This window comes from Streptomyces prasinopilosus (assembly GCF_001419695.1).
Classification (GTDB): Bacteria; Actinomycetota; Actinomycetes; order Streptomycetales; family Streptomycetaceae; genus Streptomyces; species Streptomyces prasinopilosus.
In genome coordinates this window covers 354-11,315 of record NZ_LIRG01000091.1, presented here as the reverse complement: position 1 = coordinate 11,315, position 10,962 = coordinate 354, and the positions used below count along the sequence as shown (strand labels likewise).

Sequence of the window (10,962 nt, the reverse complement as noted above, 5' to 3'; positions counted from 1 at the left end):
GTCCTGCGGCTCGGGGCGGGGACGGGTCCGCGTCCCACGCCCCGATCCGCAGGACCCCCGACCCCGAACAGCGCACCCGCAGCGCGGCGGGCCCCTTGGTGTGGCGTACGGCGTTGCCGATCAACTCCGCCGCGAGCAGCTCCGCGACGTCCACCTGCCCGATCAGACCGTGCACCGTGAGGATCAGGCGCAGGGTACGGCGGCAGACGGTGACGGCTCGGGGGTCGTTGGGGAGGGAGAGGGAGTACTCCCAGGGGGACGGGTCGGTTTCGGGCATGCGCGAACTCCTGTGAGGTGGAGGGTTATTGGGGTGCGCGGCAGTCGTGGTTGACGGTGTCTCTGCCGTCCGCGTTGTGGCATGGCGGAGCGGTGCGCTTCCGGGGGTACGGATGCCGCGCAGAGTGATTGCTGCGTGACTGAAGGTAGGTCTAAATCTTCATGTCGAGCAAGTTGTCCGCGTAATCTGAGCCCGAACGAGTCACGCACACGTGCACGAGATCGGAGCGCCGTCGATGGCCCTGAGGCGTGAGCCCACCGCCCGTCAGTTGAGGCTGGCAACCGAGCTGCGTCGGCTCCGTGACGCCGCAGGTCTCGCCGCTCGGGAAGCTGCGGCGCTACTCGGGGTGAGCCCTGTCCAGATCAGCCACATCGAGTCCGCCCTCGCGGGCGTGAGCGAGGAGCGCCTGCGTCAACTCGCCGCCAACTATTCATGCACGGATGTCGAGTTGATCGACGCTTTGGTGGCCATGGCGACGGGACGCGTTCGGGGTTGGTGGGAGGAGTACCGGGGCGTTCTGCCCGCCGCCTACCTGGACCTCGCCGAACTGGAGCATCACGCGACGTTCCGGAGCGATGTGGCGGTCATCCATGTGCCGGGACTCTTCCAGGCGGAGGATTACGCCCGTGCCCTCTTCGCCTACATGAACCCGGAGTTCCCAGGTGCCGAGGTGGAGCGCCGGGTGGAGCACAGGATGCGGCGGAAGGTCGTCATCGAAGGACCCGACCCGATCCCGTACGAGACGGTGATCCACGAAGCGGCGCTACGTATAAGGGTTGCCGGGCGCGCGGTGATGCGAAATCAACTCACGCGCATCCTGGAGATGTCCGAGGCCGACCACGTCACCGTCAGGGTCATCCCTTTCGCGCTGGACGACTTCGCGGGTGCGGGAAGCACCATGGTGCGCCTGGGTGGTCCGGTCCCGCGCCTGGACACTGTGGTGCGCGACGCTCCCCATGGAACGGTCTTCCTTGACGGTGAAGCCCAACTAGCGCATTTCCAAGACCTGTTCCATAGGGTAAGGGCCGGGTCACTCGCACCGGAGCCGTCGCGTGACCTCATTCATCAGCTGGCCAAAGAGCTGTGAGGTATCCGATGACCGCCCCTACGCAATGGCGCAAGTCTTCCTACTCAGGGGGTGGAGAGGGCAATGACTGCGTGGAGATCGCGGACTTGGGCGGACACATAGTCATCCGTGACTCGAAGCGCCTCTCCCGTGCCTCCTTCTCGGTCCCCACCCTCGCCTTCACCACTTTCGTCGGCGCGCTCAGGGAGCGCCGGGGGCGTTTGACGTGACGCGGGACGCCCTCTGAAATCTGCTCCCCGCGGGTGCGGGGAGCAGAGCTTCCGAGCCTCGTAGGCCCGCTGCCGGCAGGGACCATCCCCGCGGGTGCGGGGAGCAGACCGGGCTGATCCAGCAGGAGAAGAGCATCCGGGGACCATCCCCGCGGGTGCGGGGAGCAGGCGGCGTGCGACTCGATCGCGAGCTTCCAGTGGGGACCATCCCCGCGGGTGCGGGGAGCAGACTGGGCGACCTGCGGTTTTACTCTCGCGGATGCGTCGTTTCGGAGACTTTTGCAGATCTCGATAAATAGGACATATGGCGCTACTTCGTCTCGCGGGTGATTCTCACTGAACCGGTGGTGAGCCGATCATCGTAAGTCCCGATCCCGTCTCCTGCCCCCGCTTTCGCCTCTTTGCCGATTTTGGTGTGTGGAGCCCGTCTCCCCCTGTATCAATCCCTCATGAGCAATGGGGGGATCCCCCGATCTGACCTGCTGGGTCGGCTCGGGGGGCCGGCGCGGACAGTGTGGGCCAAGCATGATCGGGACACCGACGGGTGGCTGCCGTTGTGGCGGCACATGGAGGACAGTGCGGCGGTGGCCGGCCTGTTGTGGGACCGGTGGCTGCCTGCGGGGGTGCGGCGGTTGGTGGCCGAGGCGTTGCCGGGGGGCGAGTCGGACGCGCGGGCCCTCGTCGTGTGGCTGACGGGTGTGCACGACATAGGCAAGGCCACCCCCGCGTTCGCCTGCCAGGTCGATCTGCTCGCCGACGCGATGCGTGACCAGGGGCTGGAGATGCGTTCGGCGAAGGCGATGGGGCCGGACCGGCGGATCGCGCCGCACGGTCTCGCCGGGCAGGTGCTGTTGGGGGAGTGGCTGGAGGAGCGGTACGGGTGGACACCCGCGCGGACCGGGCAGTTCACGGTCGCTGTGGGCGGCCACCACGGGGTCCCGCCCGAGTACGGGCAGATCAAGGCCCTTTACGAGCACGAGGAGTTGCTGCGTACTCCGGGTGCGAGCGGCCGGGTGTGGCGGAAGGTGCAGACGGAACTGCTCGACGCCTGCGCCGAGCGCTTCGGGGTGGCGGAACGGCTGGGGGAGTGGCGTACGGCGAAGCTGCCGCAGCCGGTTCAAGTACTGCTCACCGCGCTGGTCATCGTCTCCGACTGGATCGCCAGCAACCCGGATCTCTTTCCGTACTTCCCCGACGGTGTATCCCGCAGTGGCCGGGAGCGTCTTGCCGCGGCCTGGCAGGGGCTGGACCTGCCGGAACCCTGGCAGGCGGAGGAACCGGCGGGAAACGCGCAGGAGTTGTTCGTCTCCCGGTTCGATCTGCCGGAGGGGGCGACGGTGCGCCCCGTGCAGGGGGCCGCCGTGGAACTCGCCCGGGAGATGGAGGCGCCCGGCCTGATGGTCGTCGAGGCCCCGATGGGGGAGGGCAAGACGGAGGCCGCGCTCGCCGTCGCCGAGATCTTCGCGGCGCGCTCCGGTGCCGGAGGGGTCTTCTTCGCCCTGCCGACCATGGCCACCGGCAACGCCATGTTCCCCCGCCTGCTCGCCTGGCTGGACCGGCTGCCGGGGGCGACGGGCGTACGCCGGTCCGTGCACTTGGCCCACTCCAAAGCGGCACTCAACGAGGACTTCGCCGGGCTGATGGCCCGCGCGGGGCGGGTCGCGGCTGTCGACGTGGACGGGGCGGAGGCCTCGTCCCGGTGGCAGCCGGAAGGGCGGCGGACGGACGACGCGCGGCGTCGTGCGGGGGCCGAACTGGTGGCGCACGCCTGGCTGCGGGGGCGTAAGAAGGCCATGCTGGCGTCGTTCGTCGCGGGCACCATCGACCAGTTGCTGTTCGCCGGGCTGAAGAGCCGGCACCTGGCGCTGCGCCATCTCGCGGTGGCCGGGAAGGTCGTCGTCATCGACGAGGCGCACGCCTACGACACGTACATGAGCGTGTACTTGGACCGGGTGCTGTCCTGGCTGGGTGCGTACCGGGTGCCGGTGGTGGTGCTCTCCGCGACCCTTCCGGCCTCGCGCAGGCGTGAACTCGTCGAGGCGTACGCCGGCCGGACGGACGCGAGCATGCCCGCGGAAGGGACCGCTGCGGCGACGACCACCCCGGACGACGCGTACCCGCTGCTGACCGCAGTCGCTCCGGGCGGCGCTCCGCTGGTCCGCCGTCCGCAGGCGTCGGCCCGGTCGACGACGGTGTGCGTGGAGCGCATCCCCGACGGCCAGGACGTCCTCGCCGCCCGGCTGCGGAGCGAACTGGCCGACGGCGGCTGCGCCCTGGTGATCCGGAACACGGTCGGACGGGTGCTGGAGACGGCGCGTGCGCTGCGCGAGGAGTTCGGCGCCGGGAACGTGACCGTGGCCCACTCGTGCTTCGTCGACCTCGACCGGGCGGGCAAGGACAGCGGGCTGCTCCAGCTCTTCGGTCCTCCGGAGCGTCCGGGGGAAAGGCCCGCGGGTCCGCACATCGTCGTGGCCAGCCAGGTCGCCGAGCAGTCCCTGGACGTCGACTTCGACCTGTTGGTCAGCGACCTCTGCCCCGTCGACCTGCTTCTCCAGCGCATGGGCCGCCTGCACCGCCACCGGCGCGGACAGGACCAGGCCGACCGGCCCGAGCGCCTGCGGACCGCGCGCTGCCTGGTGACGGGAGTCGACTGGGCGGCGGACGTACCCGCACCGGTACGGGGATCGGTGGCCGTGTACGGGCGGTACGCCCTGCTCCGGTCGGCCGCGGTGCTCCTGCCCCACCTCGACGGCGGGCCCCGGCGACCGGTGGAACTCCCGGCGGACATCAGCCCTCTCGTACAGGGGGCCTACGGGGAGGGAACGGTCGGGCCGGACCACTGGCAGGACGCGCTGAAGGAGGCGCGTGAGCAGTTCGACCGGCACCGCGACGACCAGGCCGAGCGCGCCGCCGTGTTCCGGTTGGGGGGCGTCGGAAAGGCGGGACGGCCGTTGTTCGGCTGGGTGGCCGCCGGTGTGGGCGACACGGACGACACCCGCACCGGGCGCGCCCAGGTCCGGGACAGCCGGGACAGCCTGGAGGTCGTCGTCGTACAGCGGCGCGGTGACGGGAGCCTCGCCACCCTGCCGTGGCTCGGACCGGACCGGAAAGGCCGGCAGCGGGCCGGTGCCGAACTGCCGCGGGACGCGACCCCGCCGCCGTTCGCGGCGCGCACGGCGGCGAGTTGCGGACTGCGGTTGCCCCTGCAGTTCTCCGGCCCGGTCCTGGACCGGGCCATCGAGGAACTGGAACAGCTGTATCTGCCCTGCTGGCAAGGGAAGAACAGCCCTTGGCTCGCCGACCAGCTGATCCTCCCCCTCGACGAGGACGGCCGGGCCCGGCTGGCGGGTTTCTCGCTCCACTACAGCCCCGAAGACGGCCTTGAGGTGATCCGTGACCCGGACGACTGACTCCCCCGGCAGAAGCGAAGGGGAGGGGACGGGAGAACCGCTGTCCTTCGACCTGGTCGGTCGGCCGTGGATCGGGGTGCTGCGTGATGACGGCTCCCCGGACGAGCTCTCACTGCGTCAGGTGTTCGCCCAGGCAGGAGAACTGCGCCATGTCCTCGGCGACCTGCCCACCCAGGAGTTCGCCCTCGTCCGGCTCCTCCTGGCCATCGCCCACGACGCCCTGGACGGCCCCGGCGACATCGAGGAATGGGCGGACCTGTGGGAGGACCCCGACTGCTTCTCGCCCGTAGGGACCTACCTGGAGCGGCACCGGGACCGCTTCGATCTCCTGCACCCGGCCACCCCCTTCCTGCAGACCCCCGGCCTGCGCACCACGAAGGACGAGGTCTTCTCGCTCAACCGGATCGTGGCCGACGTGCCCGCGGGCGCCCCGTTCTTCTCCGCGCGGATGCCGGCCGTGGAGCGGCTGACCTTCGCCGAGGCGGCACGCTGGGTCGTACACGTCCACGCCTACGACACCTCCGGCATCAAGACCGGCATGGACGGCGACGACCGGGTCAGGGGCGGCAAGGTGTACCCGCTGGGGACCGGCTGGGCCGGCGGGCTCGGCGGCGTCTTCGTGGAAGGGGAGACGCTCCGCGAGACATTGCTGCTCAACCTGGTCGCGGCGGACACCGAAGGGCTCGACCTCTCCGGAGACGACCGGCCGGCCTGGCGCCGCGACCCCTGCGGGCCCGGCTCCGCCGACCGGTCCGCAACCGGCCCCCGGGACCTGTACACGTGGCAGTCGCGGCGGGTACGCCTGCACCACGACGCGGACGGCGTCCACGGAGTCGTCCTCGGCTACGGCGACCCGCTCGCGTCCAGGAACATGCACGACCGTGAGCCGATGACCCCGTGGCGCCGCAGCCTCGCCCAGGAGAAGAAACTCGGGCGATCACCCGTTTTCCTGCCGCTCGAACACGACCCGGACCGTGCGGCCTGGCGGGGCATCGCCTCGCTCATCGCCGACCGGATCGAGGACACCGGGGGCGCCGAGGGCCCGACACGGCTGCGGCCCCGCATCCTCGAGTGGGTGGCCCGCCTGGTCTCCTCGGAGCAGCTCTCCCGTAACTTCCTGGTGCGCGCCCGGCTCGTGGGCGTCACGTACGGAACTCAGCAGTCCGTGATCGACGAGATCGTCGACGACCGCCTGGAACTGCCGGTCGTCCTGCTCCACCGGCAGGACCCCACGTACGCCCGGCAGGCCGTCGCCGCCGCCGAGGACGCCGACCGGGCCGTACGGGCCCTGGGAGACCTCGCGGCGGACCTGGCCCGAGCGACCGGCTCCGAGGGGGAGGGCCCGAAATCCGCGGCCCGCGCCGGTGGCTTCGACGAACTGGAGCATCCCTACCGCGGCTGGCTGGCCGCCATGGCGGACGCCCCCGACCCGTACGAGCACCGGTACGCCTGGCAGCGCCGCGTGCGGCAGCTCGTGGGCAGCGCGGGCGACCGGCTCATCGCCGCGGCGGGGGACGCGGCCTGGGAGGGCCGGATCCTCACCGACAGGAAGGGCGCCACCCACTGGCTGAACGCGGGCCTGGCCGACGTGTGGTTCCGCGGACGCCTGACCAGGGCGCTGGGCGACCCCGACGCCTCGGATGCTCCGGACACCGGAGGCAGCGCTCCGGGGACCGCCGTCGGCCCGGCCGGAGGAGACACACCCGGGCCGAGCACACCCGGGCCGGGTACGGCCGGCCTGCCGGAAACCGACTTCGCCGCGACCGTCCCGGAGGCGCACGCATGACCACCGCACCCGTACCCGCCCCGCCCGCGCCGGTCCCGGTGCACCAGCGAGTCGCCGACCTGGCTGCCGCGCACATCGTCCCCTGGCAGGAGGGATACCTTCAGGACCGCTCCCAGGCCGTCGCCGCCCTCGCCCGCCTGCGCCGCGGTGCGGGCCGTGCCGCCGGTGAACTGCCCGACCTCTGGAGTCTCATCGACACCGACCCGCTCCACGGCACCGGTGGCGCGGGCGGCACAGGGGACACGGCGGACCCCCACGCCCCGCACGGACCGGCCCGGCGCCTGGGCGAGCGGGAGCTGATCCGAGCCGAGGACGCCCTGCACGCGGCCCTCACCCTGTGGGCGTTCCACCAGCAGTCCCGCGGCGCCCCGATGCACCGCCGGCACACCCGCGAACGACCGGCCGGGCTCGGCGCGGCCGTCCGGCGCCTGATGCCGGCCGACGGCATCGACGAACCGGTCCGCAAACGACTGGTCCGCGCGGGCTCCGCCCCCGACCTCGTCACCCTCACCCAGCGGCTGCGCGACCTCGTCTCCCTGCTGCGGCGTGAGGACATTCCGCTCGACTACGCCCTCCTCGCCGGCCAGCTCTACGTCTGGCAGTGGCCCGACGGCCCCGCCGCCGTCCGCCGCCGGTGGGGGCGCTCCTTCCACGAACAGCGACGGCCCCGCCCGGCCCCCGACGCGGACACGGCCCCCGACGCGAACACCCTCCCGGACACCGACAAGGACGCATCGTGACCCGCATCTTCCTGGACGTGCACGCCCTGCAGACCGTCCCGCCCAGCAACCTCAACCGGGACGACACGGGCGCGCCCAAGACGGCCGTCTACGGCGGAGTCCCCCGTGCCCGCGTCTCCAGCCAGGCCTGGAAGCGGGCCATCCGCACCTGCTTCAGGGACGAACACCTCCTCGATCCCGCCGAACTGGGCGTGCGGACCAAGAAGATCGTGGAACTCCTGGCCGACCGCATCACCGGATTCGACCCCTCCACGGAACCGGAGAACGCGCTCCGGCTCGCCGAGGAGACGGTCAAGGCCGTCGGCCTCAAGACCGAGGTCCCCAAGCGGAAGGCCGACCAGGCCAAGAAGGAGGACGGCCCCGCGCCCGCCCCCGAGAGCAAGTACCTGGTCTTCCTCGGCTCCCGCCAGCTCGACGGGCTCGCCCGCCTCGCCCTCGAAGGCGCCACCGACATCACGGCGTTCCTGAAGAGCAAGGAGAACAAGGCCCGCGCCAGGGAACTCGCGGACACCCGGCACTCCGTGGACATCGCCCTCTTCGGCCGCATGGTCGCCGACGTCGCCGACATCAACGTCGACGCCGCCGTGCAGGTGGCCCACGCCCTCAGCGTCCACCGCGTCGACAACGAGTCGGACTACTACACCGCCGTCGACGACGAGAACACCGACGAGGAGACCGGCGCCGGAATGATCGGCACCGTCGACTTCAACTCCGCGACCCTCTACCGCTACGCCGCCCTCGGCGTGCACCAGCTCGCCGCCAACCTCGGCGAGGGCCTGCGCGACGACGAACCGCGCACCGAGCCGGTGCGCCGCGCCGTCGAGGCGTTCGTGCACGCCTTCGTCGACTCCCTGCCCACCGGAAAGATCAACACGTTCGGGCACCACACCGAGCCGGACGCCGTCGTCGTCAAACTCCGCACCACCCGGCCGATCAGCTGCGTCGCCGCCTTCGAGGACCCCGTCCGCAGCGACGGCGGCGGCCACCTGCGCGAGGCCGCCGACCGCCTCGCCGCTTACGCCTCCGACGTCGAACGCGCCTACGGAAACCCCGAGACCACCCTCACCTGGGTCCTGCGCGTCGGCCCCGCCACACAGAAGCTCGCCGAACTCGGCACCGAGACCGGCACGCTCACCGAACTCACCACCGCCGTCGGGCAGGCCGTCGCGGAACGCCTGGAGAAGAAGCCCGCATGAGCGTGCTCGCCCTCCGCCTGGCAGGCCCCCTGCAGTCCTGGGGGGCCTCCTCCCGCTTCACCCGCCGCACCACCGAATCGGCCCCGACCAAGAGCGGCGTCATCGGCCTGCTCGCCGCGGCGGCCGGCATCGAACGCGGCGACGACGCGGCGCTCGCCCCCCTCGCCGCCCTCAGGTTCGGCGTCCGCATCGACCAGCCGGGCACCCGCATCAGGGACTTCCACACCGCCCACCACGGCGTCACCGGCGCCTCCATGCCCCTGTCCGAGCGGTACTACCTCGCCGACGCCGTCTTCGTCGCCGCCGTCGAGGGCGACCCCACCCTGCTCACCGGCCTCGACGAGGCCCTGCGCTCCCCGGTGTACCCGCCCTACCTCGGACGCCGTTCCTGCCCGCCCGCCGGACCGGTCGACCTCGGCCTGTACGAGGACGCCGACCTGGAGGACGTCCTGAGGAACGTGCCCTGGCAGGCCTCCGCCTGGTACCGCAGACGCCACCGGACCGTGCCGCGGACCCTCACCGTCCTGCGCGAGACGACCACCGGCGAGCCCGCGGTGACAGCGGACGTGCTGCGGGACCAGCCCGTCAGCTTCGACGCCGCCCACCGGCGGCACGCACCGCGCACCGTCCTCACCGTCCCCGTGCCCACACCGGTGCCCGCGGGCGGTGGCGGACCGCGCGACGCGCACGACCCCTTCGCCGCCCTTGCCGCCCTCGACGTCCTGGAAGGATGAGAGCACCCGATGTTCATCACCCGCTTCCGGGTCAACACCGCCCGGCCCGGCGCCCGCCGCCTCCTGTCCTCGCCCCAGGTCATGCACGCGGCCGTCATGTCGTCCTTCCCCCACCTCCTGCCCTCCGACAGCCCGGCACCCGACGCGCCCCGCGTCCTGTGGCGCCTCGACCAGCACGCACGGGCCGAGGTCCTGCTGTACGTCGTCAGCCCCGACCGCCCGGACCTGACGCACATGGTCGAGCAGGCGGGATGGCCCGCCGCCGCCGGACCCGGGAACCCGGGCTGGCACACCCGGCCCTACGCCCCGCTCCTCGACCGGCTGACCAGCGGCGACCAGTGGGCGTTCCGCCTGACCGCGAACCCCGTCCACACCATCCGCCGCAAGGAGGGGGAACCCCGCAAGCTCACCGCGCACCTCACCCCCGTCCACCAGATGGGCTGGCTGCTCGACGACAAACGCCTCGCCCGCCTCGGCTTCCGCATCTGCGAGAAACCGGCCGACCGGCGGCTCCTGCCCGAAGGCACCACCCACCACAAGCACCCCCACCCCGGAGACCGGTACCAGCTGGCCGTACGGGACGCGCGATCCCTCTCCTTCGACAAGTCCCGCACCCCCGAAGGCCGTCGGGGCAAACCCGTCACCGTCGTCACCGCCACCTTCGAGGGCCGGCTGGAGGTCACCGACCCCGACGCCCTGCGCCGCACCCTCACCCAGGGCATCGGCAGGGCCCGCGCCTACGGCTGCGGCCTCCTCACCCTGGCCCCCGCCACCCCTGCCGCCCGGTCCGACCGGCGGGCGCCGTGAGTACGGTCTCCCGACGCCCGGCCCTCACCCCGCGCCAGCTCACCCGCACCGGTGACCGCCTCTCCTTCGTCTACCTGGAACGCTGCACGGTCCACCGCGACGCCAACGCCATCACCGCCCAGGACGCCGAAGGCACCACCCACATCCCGTCCGCCACCATCGGCACCCTCCTCCTCGGCCCCGGCACCCGCGTCACCCACCAGGCCATGAGCGTGCTCGGCGAGACCGGCGCCGCCGTCTGCTGGGTCGGCGAACACGGCGTGCGCTACTACGCCTCCGGCCGCGCCCTCAGCCGCTCCTCCGCCCTCATGGAGGCCCAGGCCCGGCAGTGGGCCAACCCGCGCAGCCGCCTCGCCGTGGCCCGGCACATGTACCGGCTGCGCTTCCCGGACGAGGACCCCGACGGCCTCACCCGGCACGAACTCCTCGGCCGCGAGGGACGCCGGGTCAAGGACTGCTACCGCGCCGAGGCCGCCCGCACGGGCATCCCCTGGAAGGGCCGCCGCTACGTCCCCGGCGACTTCACCGGCGGCGACGCCGTCAACCAGGCCGTCACCGCCGCCGCCCAGTGCATGTACGGCATCGCCCACGCCGTCGTCACCTCCCTGGGCTGCAGTCCCGCCCTCGGGTTCGTCCACTCCGGTCACGAACTCTCCTTCGTCCTGGACATCGCCGACCTCTACAAGACGGAGATCGGCATCCCGCTCGCCTTCGAC

9 protein-coding genes and 1 pseudogene are annotated in these 10,962 nt (G+C 72.0%); 9 read left to right on the top strand and 1 reads right to left on the bottom strand.

What is annotated here, in order from left to right; all coding sequences use genetic code 11:
- Positions 1 to 277, bottom strand: a pseudogene (locus tag AOK18_RS05405) (ATP-binding protein); the annotation flags it as partial.
- A gap of 235 nt (positions 278 to 512) precedes the next feature.
- Between AOK18_RS05405 and AOK18_RS05400 the strand changes: the two are divergent.
- The 9 genes from AOK18_RS05400 to cas1e form a co-directional block, all read left to right on the top strand.
- Entirely contained in the window at positions 513 to 1,364 is an 852-nt protein-coding gene (locus AOK18_RS05400; RefSeq protein WP_055693560.1) for a DUF5753 domain-containing protein, read from the top strand.
- Positions 1,365 to 1,372: 8 nt separating this feature from the next.
- Positions 1,373 to 1,573, top strand: a complete 201-nt coding sequence (locus AOK18_RS05395) for a DUF397 domain-containing protein (RefSeq protein WP_055693559.1) — start codon at positions 1,373 to 1,375, stop codon at positions 1,571 to 1,573.
- 566 nt (positions 1,574 to 2,139) lie between these two features.
- Positions 2,140 to 4,983: a CRISPR-associated helicase Cas3' gene (gene cas3, locus AOK18_RS05390; protein WP_240503071.1), complete on the top strand. Its 2,844-nt coding sequence runs from the start codon at positions 2,140 to 2,142 to the stop codon at positions 4,981 to 4,983.
- A complete protein-coding gene (gene casA, locus AOK18_RS05385) occupies positions 4,967 to 6,769 on the top strand; it encodes a type I-E CRISPR-associated protein Cse1/CasA (RefSeq protein WP_055693557.1) in 1,803 nt (600 codons plus the stop codon). The genes cas3 and casA overlap by 17 nt, the downstream gene beginning before the upstream one ends.
- Entirely contained in the window at positions 6,766 to 7,509 is a 744-nt protein-coding gene (casB, locus tag AOK18_RS05380; RefSeq protein WP_055693556.1) for a type I-E CRISPR-associated protein Cse2/CasB, read from the top strand. The genes casA and casB overlap by 4 nt, the downstream gene beginning before the upstream one ends.
- Complete coding sequence (cas7e, locus tag AOK18_RS05375; protein ID WP_055693555.1) at positions 7,506 to 8,705, top strand: type I-E CRISPR-associated protein Cas7/Cse4/CasC; 1,200 nt, start codon at positions 7,506 to 7,508, stop codon at positions 8,703 to 8,705. Before casB ends, cas7e begins: the two co-directional genes overlap by 4 nt.
- Positions 8,702 to 9,439, top strand: coding sequence for a type I-E CRISPR-associated protein Cas5/CasD (gene cas5e, locus AOK18_RS05370; protein ID WP_055693554.1), 738 nt, complete (start codon positions 8,702 to 8,704; stop codon positions 9,437 to 9,439). Before cas7e ends, cas5e begins: the two co-directional genes overlap by 4 nt.
- 9 nt (positions 9,440 to 9,448) lie before the next feature.
- Complete coding sequence (cas6e, locus tag AOK18_RS05365; RefSeq protein WP_055693553.1) at positions 9,449 to 10,246, top strand: type I-E CRISPR-associated protein Cas6/Cse3/CasE; 798 nt, start codon at positions 9,449 to 9,451, stop codon at positions 10,244 to 10,246.
- Positions 10,243 to 10,962: type I-E CRISPR-associated endonuclease Cas1e (gene cas1e, locus AOK18_RS05360; RefSeq protein WP_240503070.1), on the top strand; the 720-nt coding region annotated here is incomplete at its 3' end. The genes cas6e and cas1e, both read left to right, overlap by 4 nt.

Coding starts and splice junctions, on each gene's coding strand:
- casB (WP_055693556.1), top strand. CDS start 6,766: ATGACCACCGCACCCGTACCCGCCCCGCCCGCGCCGGTCCCGGTGCAC.
- cas3 (WP_240503071.1), top strand. CDS start 2,140: ATGGAGGACAGTGCGGCGGTGGCCGGCCTGTTGTGGGACCGGTGGCTG.
- AOK18_RS05395 (WP_055693559.1), top strand. CDS start 1,373: ATGACCGCCCCTACGCAATGGCGCAAGTCTTCCTACTCAGGGGGTGGA.
- cas6e (WP_055693553.1), top strand. CDS start 9,449: ATGTTCATCACCCGCTTCCGGGTCAACACCGCCCGGCCCGGCGCCCGC.
- cas5e (WP_055693554.1), top strand. CDS start 8,702: ATGAGCGTGCTCGCCCTCCGCCTGGCAGGCCCCCTGCAGTCCTGGGGG.
- AOK18_RS05400 (WP_055693560.1), top strand. CDS start 513: ATGGCCCTGAGGCGTGAGCCCACCGCCCGTCAGTTGAGGCTGGCAACC.